This is a genomic window from Faecalispora jeddahensis (assembly GCF_000577335.1).
GTDB classification, from domain to species: domain Bacteria; phylum Bacillota; class Clostridia; order Oscillospirales; family Acutalibacteraceae; genus Faecalispora; species Faecalispora jeddahensis.
The window spans coordinates 38,700-54,906 of record NZ_CBYL010000014.1 but is presented as its reverse complement, the minus strand read 5'-3'; the positions used below and the strand labels follow the sequence as shown (position 1 = coordinate 54,906).

The window sequence follows — 16,207 nt, the reverse complement described above, 5'->3', positions numbered from 1 at the left end:
TTTCAAAAACAGGAGACGCTTTTTCATATTAAAAATTATTTTGCATCCTCATCCTGATATTGACAGCGGGACGGAAGGTGGTACTCCCGAATCTTGTACTGCAGCTTTCGGCGGGAGATTCCCAGATACTGCGCTGCTTTTTCCCTATGGTTGCCGCAGGTGGCCAAGGCGGCCAGCACCTCATCCCGGCTCGGACCATCGGAACGCTGCCTTGGTTGGCTCTGCGCGACGGAGAACACGGCAGATTGGGGGGATACTGTCGGGCGGGTATCCGTCTGGTTGGACAGCATGCCGGAGGGGATGCTGTTGATCTCGCGGGTGGCGTGCGGGGTCATGACGACCATCCGCTCCACAAAATTGCGGATTTCCCGGACGTTCCCGGGCCAGCTGTAGTTTCGAACCTCCTCCAGCACCTCGTCGGAGAAGCTTTTCTGCAGATTATACTTCTGACAGAAATGGTGCAGAAAATACAGACAGAGGGGAACGATGTCCTCCCTGCGCTCCCGCACCGGCGGGATGGTCAGGGGAATAACGTTGATGCGGTAGTACAGATCCTCACGGAAGGTGCCTTTGCTCACCATTTCCCCAAGATTCTGATTGGTGGCGGCGATCAGGCGAAAATCCACCTTCTTGGCCCGGGTGGCGCCGATCCGCTGAACGCTCTTTTCCTCCAGACATCGCAACAGCTTACCCTGCACGTTCATGGGGAGAGAGTTGAGTTCGTCCAGAAACAGGGTGCCGCCGTCGGCAGATTCCACGAGGCCTGTCTTGCCCTCCCGATTGGCGCCGGTAAAGCTTCCCTTTTCATAGCCGAACAGCTCCGCCTCAATCAGATTTTCCGGAAAAGCGGCGCAGTTGACGGTGATCAAAGGTTTGATTTTCCGGTCGCTGTGTTCGTGGATATAATGGGCGATGACCTCTTTACCACAGCCGGATTCCCCATAAATCAGCACTGTAGAGTCCAGCGGCGCAATGCTTTCGGCTACCGAAAGCAGCTGCCGGAATTTCTGACTCTTGGCGACGATGCTGATCTTTTCCGCCTGGCCTATTTCTCTGGATGCAAGGATTTTGTGATCGTTGAGCAGAGTGTGATACAGGTCCTCAAAGGCCTGAACATCCTGCAGTGTGGTGACGACATACTTCACGTTGCCCTGACCGTCAAAGATCGGCGTGCCGATGACGATGCGCATCCGCGTGGGGCCGTCCACCTGCTGAAAATCTTTGTAGTACTGCAGGCGGCTCACCCGGCGCTTTTCCTGGCAAACCAGGTCAAACACGGACACATCCAGAACATGGCTGAAGTCATGGACGTTCATTTTCAGGTATTCCTTTCGGGGAATATTCCGCCAGTTGACCATGACGGTATTCATAAAAAGGAAATTCCCCTGCGCGTCGTAGAGGGCGATTCCGGTGTCGATATTGTCCAGAATTTCTGTAAAAGGCAATTCCTGGCACAACTCCTGAAAGGACGAAAAATCCTGCATCTGACCATGCCTCCCATCGGATCAAAAGTCATGCATATCATATCATAAATCATGCAAAAAGGCCAAGAAAATGGAATGTATTTACAATAAATTATTTGGGAATCGGCTGTCGCTACATCATATCCCGGAAGGTCTGCAAACGGGTACGCAATTGCTCGAAGCTGCCGTTCTGCTGGTCCACCTCGATAGACAGGCTCGGGATGCCCGCCTGCCGCAGATCCGCCTCAAGATAGGGCTCGTCGTACTCCTCCGGATCGCAGAACTTCATCATGCACAGAATGACTCCCTCTGCCCCGGTCTCTCTGCACAGATCGACCATCATGCCGCCCCGGGGCTTGCCCAGCGTGTGGATCAGGCTGCAGCTGCATCGGTTGCCCCACTGCAGGGCCAGCCGCTTCAGGCCGCCGCCCCCTTTGAGCGGAATGTCGGTGCGGTACTGGCGCATCTCCTGAGCCAGGTCATCCTCCACTACGGCAAACTGGTTTTCGGCCAGAATGTCCAGCAGCTCATCCGGTTCGCAGGCTATACCGCTGAGAATGATCTTTTTGCCGGGGTAGGAATAGACCGGACGCTGCTTGAGCGCATCCACAATCTCGCGGACAATCGCGGTATGCTCCTGTTTCTCATAGAAAGAAGCGCTTTTCATCACCGCGTGGCGAACCTTGGGAGTGATCACATCCAGGTGCTCCGCGGCCACAGCGGAAAACTCCCGCATGACGGCGTTGTGCTCATTGTAAATCTGGATGGTACGGCCGAGGGCGGCTTCGTTCATCATCCTGCCAGTGATGGTGTACAGCATGGCCAGCACAGTCTCAAACTCGCTGATCAGGTAATCCACGCTGGCGGGAGAAGTGCGGTTCTGGGGCTGGACAATGGGGATCATGGGAATGGAGGGCACGCCGAAGCGCCAGTTCTGGGTCATGCAGCGCAGCGTGTCGCAGATGGCGGGGATAATGACGGCGGACATGCCCTCATATGTACCCCTCAGGCCAAATTCCATATTGGACTGCATGATGGGACAAGCGAAGGCAGGCAGATACCTTTTGGCAAGCTTCCATTCCGTCTGGCCGCCCCACATCCCCATGGGGATCATTCCGCAGGCGTGAACCAATTCTTCCGGGGCGTAATAAGGAAAGCATCCGACGACCTTTTTGCCCTGCTCCAGATAGTGCTCCAGTCGGCCGCGAGGATTGGCGCAGGCCTGCTGCAGTATAGAAAGGTTTTGATTCAGATCAGTCATTGCGCTTCGCCTCCTTATTTTGCTCCATGACTTCTACCAGCCCCTGGATGCGGGTTTCAAACTGGGCTTCACTGTAGTTGCGGTAGTCCGCCTGGTCGCCGTCGAACGAGGTAAAGGGCACTCCCGCCAGCTGAGAGAGCTGGCGCTGTACCTCCATCATCTGACAGTCCATCACCTTGCAGCTGCGGTTGACGTGGTAAATGGTACCCTCGCAGCCAAACTTCTGCAGGGCCTCCAGCCGCCGTGAGATCATGGTGGTGGCATTGTCGCCGTTGGTAGAGGCGAAGCAGTAGGCCCGGGCCATGCCGTCCAGGTCCTCATATTCGATCGCCCATGCCTTTCCATAGCTGGAGGCAACCATGTTGATGCCGTACTTTTTGAGCGTGCGCAGATTGTGGCTGAGATAGGGCCAGCAGGCAATACCGTCCCATGAGACCCGGAACTGTTCCTCCACCGGGAAGGTGGAGGTTCCCTCGGCAATATGCTGCTCGATCTCGGCGTTGAGTTGCTCCAGAACGGCGGTAGAGGATTCCTTGCCCCGGTTGCACACCATTGCGGACATATAGTTGAACAGCTCGAATCCGCTCAGGGGGGAGGGCTTGCGGTCGAGCAGGTCATTGGCCCGCTCCCACAGATAGCTGTTGCGCTGGGAAATCTGCATCACCCTCTGGAACCGCTCCTCATCCCAGGACTTTCCGGTAAAGGCGCACAGGTCCTGAATCAGCTGATCGATCTGCGCGCGGACATAACGTACCCGGCTCTCCGTCACATAATCGTAGGGGTTGTAACAGGTGTCGATGAAGAAGATGGGAATGTCCATTTGTCTGGCCAGATTCTCGTACCACTTGGTCAGCTGATTGCAGATGTTGTTGGTCAGCAGCAGGAAGTCGGGTTTGACCATTTTGCCCCCGTCGGGCAGCTCCACTACGCTTTCGCCGTTCAGGACGGCAGCATACGCCAGGTTCAGCTTGGCGTATGCGCACAGGTCGTTGGAGTAGCCCAAAGGCCCTTCACACTCCTGCAGGAAAGGGTCCGCCTGATGACGGGCCGCGATGCCGGCGGCGTGGTTTTCCGGATAAAGTACGTTCAGGCCCAGTGTCTCCGCGATCTCCTGGGGGAAGATCGAGGCGGACCACCCCACTTTTTCGCCTCGCTCTTTAGCAAGCTGGGCATTGTCAAACAATGTTTGGGTCTGCTCGCCCAGCAGAATCATTGACTTGGGTTTTGGGCGCTTGGGCTTGGGCGCCGGTGCTGCAGCGGCGGTTTCCGCCGCGGTTGTCTGTTCACTCATGATCATCAACTTCTCCTTTTCTTCGCTTTTCCCATGCCAGAACTGCAGCGCCAATGGCGCCTGCCGACTGGCACAGCGGATCGACCAGGATATGGCATCCCATCTCCTGCTCCATGGCATGAACCACGCCAATGTTCAGGGCGACCCCTCCGCTCATGGCTACATCGGGAGTCCGATCCAGGCGCAGCGACATGCCGGCTACGCGCTTGGCCACCGAGCTGTGAATCCCCGCCGCAATATCTTCGATGGGGACATTGGAAGACAACTGCGAGATCACCTCCGATTCAGCGAAAACCGTACAGGTATTGCTGATGCCGACCGGATGGCTGGATTTTTGGGACAGAGGCCCCAGTTCGCTGATCTCTACGTTCAAAACCCGAGCCATTACGTCAAGGAAACGCCCCGTGCCCGCCGCACACTTGTCGTTCATCTGAAATGCAGTGAGCTGGCCCTTATCCGTGATGCTCAGCGCCTTGGCGTCCTGACCGCCAATGTCGATGACGGTATGTACAGTGGGCAGCAGAAAGTGAATTCCTTTTGCGTGGCAGCTCAACTCGCTGATCTGCTCGTCGGCATAGTCGCAGTTCATCCGGCCGTAACCTGTCACTACCGTATAGTTGATGTCCTGCTGCGAAAGGCCGCACAGCTCAAACACCTTTTTCAGAGCGCGCTCAGGGCCTACCGTACCGGTGCCCAGCGGCTCTACCACGTGAGCGGCAAGCACAGCACCATCCTGCAGAATGACCGCCTTACTGGAGGTAGAACCGATATCGATTCCCAGTGTATACATAGGCGCCGAACCTCCTTTCTGGCAGTTATTTGATTTCTTCGGACTGGTGCATAGCATGGATTTGCTCATCCGTATAGCCGATCTCTCTCAGAACCTCGTCCGTATCCCGTCCGATGGAGCCGGAGATGCGGCAGGGGATCGCGGACGGATCGATCGACCCGAAGTGGACCGGGCCATTGGAGAACACGGTCTTGGTTCCATCCGAGTATTCGTGGAAATAGGTGTAATGGTTCGCCTGCACCTGCGGATCATAGGGAACGTCCTTAAAGTGATGCAAAACCTCATGGGGGAGATCGTGGGCGTCGAGCAGCTCATGCCAGTAAGAAACTGGCTGTTCCGCAAATTTTTTGTCCAAAATTTTGGTCAGCTCGCCTCTGTTCTCGTAATACACATCTGAGGTGGAGAATCTGGGGTCTGCGGCAATCTCGGGCATGCCGATCACCTGGCAGAATTCCGGGAAGCGCCGGTAATCGATGATGGCAAGGTAAAACCATTCCCCGTCGGAGCCCTGGTAGGTATTGCTGCCGGCGTGTCCGCAGTCATAACGGTCCCGGGGCAGTTTGCGCCCGTTAAAGCCGTTTAAAATGCCCGTGCAGTTGATAAAGGTGCCGGCCTGCAGCAGGGAGACATCCACCTTATCCCCCTCCCCCGTAACAGATCGCTTATAAAGCGCGGCGGCGATGCCCCCAGACAAGGCGACGGCCACGCTGTGGTCGCCAATTCCCCCCACAGGGATCAGGGGCGGGCCGCCGGCCGGGGCAAGGTCGGCCATTAGGCCGGTTCTGGCAAAGAACACGGTGTAATCGTACCCGGGGCGTGAACTCTCCGGGCCTTCGCTGCCGTAGCCCAAAACGGAAGCATGGATCAGGCGGGGAAATGTCTCCTTGAGCTGCTCGTAAGTAAGTCCCATGGGTTCCAGTGCCTGAACGCGGTAGTTGGTGATAAAGATGTCCGCCCCGGACAAGAGCTTCATCATGGCGTCGCGTCCTGCCTCTGTCCTCAGGTTCAGGCAGACGAAGCGCTTGTTCATGTTCTGCACATCAAAGTTGGGGTTTGCATCTTTCGTGCAGGGGGAGAGCGTAGTGCCCGCCTGCTTGCGCCACGCGTCGCCGTTGACCGATTCCACCTTGACGACATCGGCGCCCCATTCGGCCAGAATCCGGGCGGTCATCGGGCCGGCCAGCATGGTGGACAGCTCTACCACACGAATGTTTTCCATTGGTTTCATATGAAAATTCCTCCCTAAATTTTTGCTGCTTGATTCTGGCACCGGCGCAACCAGCGTACCGGTGCCTTTGATATTCCGGCGGTTCAGCGCCCTTTGAACTGGGCGGGACGCTTCTCCAGAAAAGCGGCGGTCCCTTCTTTTCTGTCCTCGGTGCTGAACGCGATGGTCTGAGCAAGGCGCTCAATCATCAGGCCGGTGTTGATGTCGGTCTCATAGCCCAGATTGATGGCCATTTTCGCCATCGTGATCGCCACCGGCCCTTTGGCCATGATCTGGCGTGCCATTTCCTCCGCCGCGGTTATCAGGGCATCCCGGTCGTCCTCGGTCACCTGGTTGACCAGGCCGATGGCCTCGGCCTCCTCCGCGGTGATGATTTTTCCGGTATAGATCAGCTCCCTGGCCTTGCCTAACCCCACCAGCCGGCTCAGCCTCTGGGTTCCGCCCGCGCCGGGGATGATGCTCAGGCCAACCTCTGGCTGCCCCAGTCTGGAGCGCCTGGTCGCGATCCGGATGTCGCAGGCCATGGCCAGTTCGCAGCCGCCCCCCAGAGCGTAGCCGTTAATGGCGCAGATGACAGGCTTATACAGATCCTCCAGGTTTTTCAGAGCCGCCGGCGCCGTGCCCAGCAGCATTTTCAAATAATCCCGGTCATGGATTTCGCGGATATCCGCGCCGCTGGCCAAAGCCTTCTCTCCTGCTCCGGTGACAATCACCACTCTGATCTGGTCATCCTCCCGGGCGCATTGAACAGCAGCGCTGATATCCCCCCACATTTCTGGGGTAAGGGCATTGCGAACCTCCGGGCGATTCAGCGTCAGATATAAGATGCCGTCCCGGATTTCGTAGAGAATATTTTCAAATTTCATCCCCACTGTCTTCCAATCTCCTTTCCATTGATTCAGCAGAGGCAGACCCTCTATGTGCTTCTACCCAGGGTAAATCAGCAATAAGCGTGCCAAGTGATTCATCCTGTTTTAAAATTTTCTGCATAAAAAGGCCGGGGGCCACCGGAAAAGTTCCGGCAGGCCGACCCGGCTTGGGAGGCACATATTTTATTCGATTTTAAAAATCTGGACGGAAATGGCTATGCCCACAAACTCTTTCGGATTTTAACTCGCAGGTGAATGCCTTCCTAATATAAAGATAAATAAAAAATTGTGCAATAAAATTGCACAATAAGTGCAAATGCACAATGATATGTGCATTTCACAAAGGAATTACCCTATAGATCGATGCGGTGATCGGTTTCAGCACAACAGCGAAAAACTTTTTGATGGATGGAATTCGGTGCGAAAAAGTTGGCCCGCGTCCAGAAAACATCGGAATTCCAAACAAAAAGCACGGAGGTTCCCGGATTCCTTTTATTTATTTTCCTTGGTGCAAAAATGAATTGGCACAGAGATTGCTTTATCACGTTGATAGAAACTGTGTATCAATGAATCCCGCCGTACTGCGGCAGGACTTTGTGAAAGGGGAATCTCTTGATGGAAATGGAAAACGTTTATATCATGGGCGCCGTCCGTACCGCCGTGGGAAAATACGGCGGTACGCTGAAAAGCGTACCGGCCCATACCATGGGCGCACTGGTCATTCAGGAAGCGGTACGGCGCGCCGGTGTAAACAAGGAATGGATAGATGAGGTCATTTTAGGTGAAGTGCGGCAGAGCACCGAGGCCTCCAACATCGCCCGGTGCGCCGCACTGGAGGCTGGTCTGCCCGAGAACGTGCCCGGCTTTACCGTGAATCGCCTGTGCGCCTCTGCCATGCAGGCCCTGTTCAGCGGCTGTCAGGAAATCTGGTGCGGCGAGGCCGACGTCATCGTGGCCGGCGGCACCGAAAATATGAGCCGTGCGCCCCACTACCTGCGCCACGAGCGCTGGGGAGACGGCCCCCTGACGCTGGTGGATTCCAATATAGAGGCGGGTACCACAGCCCAGCCCGCATCCATTTACGGTACCGCTCTGAGCATGCCCAGAACAGCGGAAAATGTGGCCGAGCGCTTCCACATCACCCGGGAAGAGCAGGACAGATTTGCCGCCGAGAGCCAGCGCCGGGCGGCGGCCGCCATTGCCGCGGGCTATTTCAAAGAGGAAATTCTTCCTGTGGAGGTGAAAGAAAAAAAGAAAAACTTTGTGTTTGACACCGACGAGTTCCCCCGCCCCAGCACCACCATGGAGGTTCTGGCCGCCCTCAGGCCCATCGTCAAGCCGGACGGAACCGTAACCGCGGGCAACTCCTGCGGCCTGAATGACGGCGCCTCCGCCCTGGTTCTGATGTCCGAGCGCAAAATGAAAGAGTCGGGACTCAGGCCCCTGGCTCGAATCGTGGGTATTACCAGAGCCGCCCTGGACCCGGCCATTATGGGCTATGGCCCGGTGTACGCTACCCGCAAAATCATGGAGCGCACCGGGATGACCGTGGAGCAAATGGACCTGGTAGAGCTGAACGAAGCCTTTGCTTCCCAGGCGGTGGCCTGTATGCGGGACCTGGGTCTGGATCCGGAAAAGGTCAACATCAATGGCGGAGCCATCGCCCTGGGCCATCCCCTGGGCAGCACCGGCACCCGCCTGATCGTCACCCTGCTACATAATCTTATGCGTACCGGCGGCCGGTACGGATTGGCCACCCTATGCATCGGCGGCGGTCAGTCCATGGCCACGATGATTGAAAAGCTGTGATTCCAATCTCGCAATTTCTATATTAAAATGAGGTGTGTCAAATGAATATTGAGCAGGTCAAAACCATCGTGGTGATCGGCGCCGGAGCCATGGGTCAGCAGATCGCCATGAACACCGCTCTCAATGGCCGTGCCAGCGGCTATCAGGTCATCCTGTGCGACTCGTTCCCCAACGCGGTGGAAAAGGCACAGAAATGGGCCGCCGACTATCTGTCGGGCCGCGTGGCCAAGGGCCGCATTACGCAGTCTGAGGCCGACCAGATTTCGGCCAGCCTATCCTTCTCCCAGGATGTGGACGAGGCGGCTGCCCAGGCGGATATTGTCATTGAGGCCATTATCGAAGATTTGGAAATCAAGCGGGAACTGTTCGGGCGGATCAGCAAGCTGTGCAAGCCGGACACGATCCTGGGAACCAACAGCTCCAATCTCGTCAGCTCCAAGCTGGCCGACGTCACTCAGAACCCCCAGCGGCTGCTGAATATCCATTACTTCAACCCAGCTTTGGTGATGCAGCTTGTAGAACTGGTTCGCGGCCCGCACACCGCACCGGAGGTTATCGAGACCGTCAAAGCCTTTGCCGTTAACACCGGAAAAGCTCCCATCGTGATCAACAAAGAGATTTCCGGCTTTGTAGCCAACCGCATCAACGCAGCGGTAACTCATGAGGCCTGTTCTCTGCTGGAGAAGGGCATCGCCTCGGTAGAGGATATCGATACCGCCTGTGAAAAGGGGCTGGGGTACCCCATGGGACCTTTCCGCCTGATGGACCTGACCGGCATCGACGTCAACTACTATGTGCGCCGGGACCGCTATGCCGAAAGCGGCGACGAATACGACAAACCCAGCCCGCTGGTCATAGAAAAGTTCCAGAAGGGCGAATTTGGACGAAAGACCGGAAAAGGCTGGTACGACTATTCCACGGCCGACAAAAAATAAGGGCTGTAACCGCCCGGTTTCGTTTCCGGTGAAAGCACCGCGATCTGCGCAGCGTTCACGGTGTCATACATAAAAGGGGTACCGCCTTATCGCAAGGGCGAAAACGGCCATGCTTGGGATGGACAGCGTTAACCGATCCGGCTGCCTATCAGTCTCCTTTCAGTTAAAACAGTCTGAATCTTTTCTTTCCCGACTGCGGAGGAAAAAAGAAAAGACCGGCCGGCAATGGAATCTAAAATACAATACAGGGACAATCTATAAAACAGCTTAGGTAGGACACGGCGAAACGACCCCAGGGACAATCAGGAAAGGGGGAGGAATTCGGAAGCCATCCGCTGAAGAAAATATGAGGTAAAAAAGAGTGTGTTTCTTTGCTAAAAGCAGCCCTTCAAAGCCTGTCGATACAGGTAATATACTATTGAGGAGATGTGAAGATGATTAAAACCAATCAGGCCAAAATCCAGTGGTTTGTAGCGCTCGGCGCCGCTTTTGCATGGTTTGGCAATCATTGCGGGGCGGGATTTTGCTCCGGTTTAACTCTATTAAAATATTTTACAAGGTCCGGATGGATATCGCTTGTCACCACGTTAGTCCCATTCATTATTCTTGGTTTCGTTTTTTACTATATGGGAGAGTATTCGCGGTTAATTAAAGCTGACAGCTATAAAGATGTCGCATACTCGCTGTATTCCAAAAAAGAAGCTGTCGGAAAAATTATGGTGATCGTTTTTGACGTGATCGTCTTGATCTCCCTTCTGGTAAACAGCAGCGCGGTACTGGCCGGCGCGGGAACCTTCCTGAATCAGTCTGTAGGTATGAATTATACCCTTGGGACGTTTGTGTGCCTGCTGATTGTCGTCGCGATCTCCATGTTCGGCGCGACCGTAATGGCGAAAATCGACCTGCCTCTTGGAATCATCATGACCGGTGCGATTCTTGTCGTGGCGTTTGTTTTGCTCAAAGAAAACTGGGGCGGTGTCGTGAACATCGTACAGACCAAAGAGACATTCAACGTTTCAACGGGATCGGCAATCGGTGATATGATGTGGTATACCGGTCTGCAGGTCGGATTCTGCAGTGCTTACATAGCGATTGCAGGAAAATTCACTAGCAAAAACGACTGCAAGGTGATGGCTATTTTCGGCGGCTTCCTCAATGGATTTATGCTGTTTATCGTTTCTCTTGCCGTTCTGTCCCGCATGCCCGGGATCAGCGACAGCGTGATTCCGATTTACGACATGATCGTGGAGCGTTTTGGTTCCACCGGTATTTTGTCCTTGATCTACAGTATCGGCCTGTTCCTGGCTTATGTTTCCATGTCGGATGTGGTAGCTGTCTGTGCGCGTTTCGGGCCTTGGTTCAACCCAAAGAAGAAGTACAATCAGGCGATTGTGGACATGATTTTCGGAATCATCCTTCTGGGTCTGTCGCTGCTTTTGGCGCAGATCGGCATCGTCGCTCTGGTCACAAAAGGCTACCAGGTGATTTCGTTCCTTCGTATCCCCACCTTCATCGTCGGCGGCTTGATCTTTGCTCCCTGGCGGATTCACCAGATCAATAAGCAGCGCGCCGCCGCTCTGGCGGGGAGTGCCGAGCCGGAAGCGGCACTGAAGTAATCAGCCATTTTCACGAACACGGTCCGGCTTCGACCGGTGTCATTTCCGGTCTTGGCAACGACTCAGAAATATCAGGGAAATAAAGGAATCATTGCAAATTCCCCTCCAAACACATTTGGAGGGGAACCGGCTTCTGTGTTAGTATGAACCTGAGTGATTATCATGCTGGCCAGCGCTCTACGTATAAAGAAAGGTGTATAGCAATGCTTACTCCACACTGCATTGCTATACATTTTTACGGATTCCGTTCCGGTACTGCTCTTTACTGCATACTCCACTGGTAGAAAACTCAAGTATTAAAAGCAGCTGGATCGCATGGTTCAATTCATTTTAGGAAAGGCGGATGAAGGTGAGATGAAATTTGTTATGACAAAAGCAGTTTCCCCTGAGGGAATGGAGCTGTTGGTCGGAAAGGCGGAGGTTTATACCGCAAATCATCCTGACCCAAATGAATATCTGGATCAGATGCAGAATGCGGACGCATTACTTGTCCGCGTCGGCAAGTGTGACCGCCACGTCATTGAAAACAGCCCGCAATTAAAGGTAATTGGGCGCACAGGGGTCGGATACGATAATGTGGATGTAAAGACAGCTACGGCTCACGGTATCCCCGTCATCATTACCCCGGGCGCCAATAACCGCAGCGTAGCCGAGCATGCCATTGCCATGATGTTTTCGCTGTCTAAAAACCTGATGGATGCGCATCGGGAGATGTGCGCCGGAAATTGGGAAATCCGCGATGCACAAAAATCTTTTGAACTGGAGGGAAAAACAGTCGGTATCCTGGGCTTAGGGGCTATTGGACGTGAAATGGCAAAGCTGTGCCAAGGATGCGGCATGAAGGTTGCCGGGTATGATCCGTTTTTATCTCGGGAAAAAATCGAATCACTGGGTGTACTGTATTTTTCCGACTATGAAGAGCTGCTGAAAGCAAGCGATTTGGTCACGATTCATATTCCGCTCACAGAGCAGACCCGTAATTTGATTGCCAAGGAACAGCTTGCATCAATGAAGAAAACCTCTCTCATTATCAATTGTGGCCGGGGCGGAATTATCAATGAGGAAGATTTAGTAGAGGCACTAAAATCCGGCACAATAGCCGGAGCGGGCATCGACGTTTTTACCACCGAACCCCCCACGCCTGACAACCCTTTGTTCCAAGCTCCGAACTTGATTCTCAGCCCGCATGCTGCCGCACTGAGCCGGGAATCGGTTATCAGAATGGCACAAATGTGTGTCAAAGGCTGTTTAGCCGTTTGCCGCGGTGAAAAGTGGAAGTACGTAGCGGATCCGTCGGTTTATGATCACCCTGTTTGGCAAGGGAAAGAATGGGCCTCAGAGCAGTGATTCAATATATTCACTCTAAATAGTGCTTACTGCAAAGCGAGAGAGGCAAAGGGTATTCAGCATTTCCTTTGCCTTTTTCAATAAAAGAAGACGCGCATGAAGAAGCAATTCATTACATAAAGCCGCGCGAAGGGAGAATGGAATGACTACAGAGAAAAAATCCCCCGTAATTCGTTTAGACAGCGCAGATAACATTGTGGTGGCACGGGAGCCTGTTGCAGCAGGCACCTATATACCTGACGAAGATTTTACCGTCCAGAGCGATATTCCAATTGGGCACAAAATCGCATCCCGCACGATACGCCAGAATGAACCCATTTTAAAATACAATACGGTGATCGGCTATGCTACCCGGGATGTAGAGGCCGGAACCCACATGCACAACGAAACGATTTACTTTGATTCCGTATCAAAACAGTACGAGTTTTGCCGGGACTACCATCCGGTGAATCTATTGCCCCCTGAGCAGTGCCGTACCTTTCAGGGATATGTGCGCCCGGACGGGCAGGTTGGCACGCGCAACTGCATCGCTGTTGCCGTGTGCAGCAACTGTGCTGCTACTGTGGCACGAAAAATCGCAAATTACTTTACTCCTGAAAGGCTGAAGGATTACCCGAATGTAGACGCCATTGTTCCGCTTATCACCAGTTCCGGCTGCGGATTGGAAAAGACGGGCACACCCATGTCTTATCTTCGGCGGATATTGGGGGGTCACATCAAAAATCCGAATATAGCGGGCGCAGTCGTATGTGCATTGGGCTGTGAATCCAATAACATCGATGCATTTTTTGAGGAAGCTGAACTGACCCCCGGCCCTTTGCTGGGCCGCCTGGTCATTCAGGAAGTTGGAGGCTCCAGAAAAGCAATGGAGCAAGGCATTGCCATGGTGGAAGCCATGCTCCCTATTGCCAACCAGTGTCAACGCCAGCCGGTTCCGATCAGCCACTTAAAAATCGGGATGGAGTGCGGAGGCTCCGATTCATTCTCCGGCTCTTCCGCCAATCCGGCTTTGGGAAAGGCGATGGATCTGCTGATCGAACAGGGAGGCACTGCCGTTCTGACAGAAATCACAGAGTTATTTGGAATAGAGGGAGCCTTTGTCCGCCGGGCCAAATCCCCCGAAGTGGCACAAAAGCTAATCGATTTGATGAATTGGTGGCTGGATTACTGCAAGGGACGCGATGCTCAAATCAACGGTAAGGTAACTCCGGGTAATAACGCCGGAGGTCTTACTAATATCCTGGAAAAGGCGCTGGGCGGCGCTAAAAAAGGCGGAAGCACCCCTCTTAACGGTGTTTTTGACTACGGTGAAAAGATTACAGAGCAGGGGTTTGTCATCATGAACGCCCCGGCCTATGATCCAATGGCTGCCGCCGCCCTATTTGCAGGCGGATGCAATTTATGTGTTTTTACCACCGGGCGTGGCTCCTGCTTTGGAGCACAGCACTTCCCCACTTTGAAAATTTCTTCCAATACTCCTCTTTTTCAACGGCAAGAGGATGATATGGATATGAACGCCGGTGTCGTCATCGACGGAGAGAAAACGCTCGAGGAGATGGGTGAGGATATTTTTGAGGCCATCATAGAGGTAGCCTCCGGCAAACCGACCAAGAGCGAGCTGTTCGGCATGGGCAACGATGAATTTGTGGTCTGGTGGTTGGGGATTACGAGCTGATCCTGTTTGTACACAAGTGCTCGTTTTTAACCAGAGCTCAAATTTCAGAGATGCAGGTGTGTCAGAGATTTTCTCATACAAGACGAGATTGTGTTTATTGATTTTTAAAATATCAAATAAACATCTTTTCTTGAAAACAAATCATCCTGCACACCAAATTGCATTTAGTCAGCAATTAAAAAGGAGTAGGTAACATGGCAATGCTGGAGAAGCCGTATCGCAGCAACGAGATGGTCGGCGGATTAAACAACGCCGGCAACCGTACGCTCTTATATGCCTTGGGCATAGACGAAGACGAATTAAAAAAGCCCTTTATCGGGATCGTGAATTCCTGGAATGAAATGCATCCCGGCCACAAGCATCTGCGCGAACTTAGTGCTGCTGTGAAAGAAGGGATCATCGCTGAAGGTGGCCGTCCATTTGAATTTAATACGATCAGCATATGCGACGGCTGTACACAGGGGCACGATGGTATGCATTATGTCTTACCCAGTCGTGGCATCATCGCAGATTCTGTTGAGGTAATGGCTCAGGCTCAACGGCTGGACGGTCTGGTGCTGCTGGCCGGATGCGACAAAATCGTTCCTGCAATGGCAATAGCGGCTGGAAGAATCAATATTCCCAGTGTAATCGTCACATCAGGGCCAATGGTCACCGGTAATTACCGCGGGGAACCGATGGAAGGCGCATTTCGTGTGCGTGAAGCTGCCGGCCGCTTATTCCGCGGTGAAATCACCGAGGATGAATACAAAGAAATGGAAATGTCGGTGTGCACAGGCCCCGGAAGCTGCCCAATGATGGGAACAGCCAATACCATGTCATGTCTAATGGAGCCTTTGGGACTGTCTCTGCCCGGCAGCGGCACCGTTTTGGCCATCCATGCAGACAGGCTGCGTATCGCAAGGAAAAGCGGCATACGCCTGATGCAGATGGTAAAAGAGAATATCTGCCCCAGAGATTACATAAAGCGCGAAAACTTCATCAATATGATTAAGGTGAGCATGGCACTCGGCGGCTCTACAAATACAACGATTCATATTCCGGCAATCGCAAGTGCATTCAACATCAGCATTGGGCCGGATGACTTTGAAGCCTGCAGCAGGGCGACGCCCCAAATCGTCAATGTGCGCCCATCCGGTAAATACTCCTTGCAGGATCTGGAAAACGCCGGCGGTGTTCTTGCCGTCATGGGTGAGATTCAGAGCTTGCTTGACGTGAACGTCACTGCGGTAACCGGGCAGGCATGGAGGGATATCCTGCCCGGCCATAAAACCCGTGATTTAAACGTTCTGACTACTTTGGATCAACCATTCCACGCGGAGGGCAGTATCGCGATTCTCAAGGGCTCCCTGGCTCCGGAAGGTGCCGTTGTGAAGCAAAACGGTATCCATAATGAAGAAATGAAATGCCATACCGGCCCGGCTCGTGTATTCGAAAGTGAAGAAAAGGCAATCGAGGCGATCCAGAAGGGTGCAATTCATCATGGCGATGTCATCGTGATTCGAAATGAAGGGCCCAAGGGCGGCCCGGGTATGCGCGAAATGCTTCTGGCTACGACTCAGCTGATGGGCCTGGGGCTGGGTGATACGACAGCATTGGTTACAGACGGCCGTTTTTCCGGCGCAACGCATGGGCCGTGTATTGGGCATATCTCCCCGGAAGCCGCTGTCGGGGGCCCGATCGGCCTGGTACGGGACGGAGATTTGATTTCGATTGATATTCCAAACCGTAAGCTGGAGCTGTTAGTTCCGGAGGAAGTGATGGAAGAACGGAGAAAGAGTTGGAGCCCGACCCTGACAAAGACTGACAGCGATTATCTGAAGCGGTATCAAAAGTATGTCGGCAGCGTTTGGGAAGGCGCTGTGCTCAAGTAAGGCTGCCAAAGATATTATCCTGGTCAGGAATTCTTTGGGACAAAAGGCA

Annotated in this window: 12 protein-coding genes; 6 read left to right on the top strand and 6 right to left on the bottom strand. The window is 53.7% G+C overall.

Annotated features, from left to right (window positions below; translation table 11 throughout):
* Positions 1 to 35: 35 nt before the first annotated feature.
* From TY09_RS07345 to TY09_RS07320, 6 genes are all read right to left on the bottom strand, one after another.
* The gene (locus TY09_RS07345; RefSeq protein WP_009062470.1) at positions 36 to 1,484 is read right to left on the bottom strand and encodes a sigma-54 interaction domain-containing protein; all 1,449 of its coding nucleotides are present in this window, start codon (positions 1,482 to 1,484) and stop codon (positions 36 to 38) included.
* A gap of 112 nt (positions 1,485 to 1,596) precedes the next feature.
* Entirely contained in the window at positions 1,597 to 2,724 is a 1,128-nt protein-coding gene (locus TY09_RS07340) for a 2-hydroxyacyl-CoA dehydratase subunit D (protein WP_042432584.1), read from the bottom strand.
* On the bottom strand, positions 2,717 to 4,015 hold the full coding sequence (locus TY09_RS07335) for a 2-hydroxyacyl-CoA dehydratase subunit D (protein ID WP_187119591.1): 1,299 nt from the start codon (positions 4,013 to 4,015) through the stop codon (positions 2,717 to 2,719). Before TY09_RS07335 ends, TY09_RS07340 begins: the two co-directional genes overlap by 8 nt.
* On the bottom strand, positions 4,008 to 4,805 hold the full coding sequence (locus TY09_RS07330) for an acyl-CoA dehydratase activase (RefSeq protein ID WP_042432581.1): 798 nt from the start codon (positions 4,803 to 4,805) through the stop codon (positions 4,008 to 4,010). Before TY09_RS07330 ends, TY09_RS07335 begins: the two co-directional genes overlap by 8 nt.
* Positions 4,806 to 4,830: 25 nt before the next feature.
* On the bottom strand, positions 4,831 to 6,033 hold the full coding sequence (locus tag TY09_RS07325; RefSeq protein ID WP_042432578.1) for a CaiB/BaiF CoA transferase family protein: 1,203 nt from the start codon (positions 6,031 to 6,033) through the stop codon (positions 4,831 to 4,833).
* An 83-nt stretch (positions 6,034 to 6,116) separates the two neighbouring features.
* Entirely contained in the window at positions 6,117 to 6,899 is a 783-nt protein-coding gene (locus TY09_RS07320; RefSeq protein ID WP_042432576.1) for an enoyl-CoA hydratase/isomerase family protein, read from the bottom strand.
* Between the two features lie 618 nt (positions 6,900 to 7,517).
* On the opposite strand from TY09_RS07320, the gene TY09_RS07315 reads away from it, so the two are divergent.
* The 6 genes from TY09_RS07315 to ilvD all read left to right on the top strand — a co-directional run bounded on the left by TY09_RS07315 (position 7,518) and on the right by ilvD (position 16,158).
* Positions 7,518 to 8,711 (top strand): thiolase family protein, encoded by a 1,194-nt coding sequence (locus TY09_RS07315; protein WP_411918384.1) that lies wholly within the window; start codon positions 7,518 to 7,520, stop codon positions 8,709 to 8,711.
* Between the two features lie 41 nt (positions 8,712 to 8,752).
* Positions 8,753 to 9,646: a 3-hydroxyacyl-CoA dehydrogenase family protein gene (locus TY09_RS07310; RefSeq protein WP_042432573.1), complete on the top strand. Its 894-nt coding sequence runs from the start codon at positions 8,753 to 8,755 to the stop codon at positions 9,644 to 9,646.
* A gap of 434 nt (positions 9,647 to 10,080) precedes the next feature.
* Positions 10,081 to 11,262 carry a hypothetical protein gene (locus TY09_RS07305; RefSeq protein WP_009062458.1) on the top strand — a complete coding sequence of 394 codons (1,182 nt, stop codon included), beginning with the start codon at positions 10,081 to 10,083 and terminating at the stop codon, positions 11,260 to 11,262.
* Between the two features lie 354 nt (positions 11,263 to 11,616).
* The gene (locus TY09_RS07300) at positions 11,617 to 12,609 is read left to right on the top strand and encodes a hydroxyacid dehydrogenase (RefSeq protein WP_042432649.1); all 993 of its coding nucleotides are present in this window, start codon (positions 11,617 to 11,619) and stop codon (positions 12,607 to 12,609) included.
* 142 nt (positions 12,610 to 12,751) lie between these two features.
* Entirely contained in the window at positions 12,752 to 14,284 is a 1,533-nt protein-coding gene (locus tag TY09_RS07295) for a UxaA family hydrolase (protein ID WP_042432570.1), read from the top strand.
* A 194-nt stretch (positions 14,285 to 14,478) separates the two neighbouring features.
* Complete coding sequence (gene ilvD, locus TY09_RS07290) at positions 14,479 to 16,158, top strand: dihydroxy-acid dehydratase (RefSeq protein WP_242841453.1); 1,680 nt, start codon at positions 14,479 to 14,481, stop codon at positions 16,156 to 16,158.
* Positions 16,159 to 16,207: the final 49 nt, after the last annotated feature.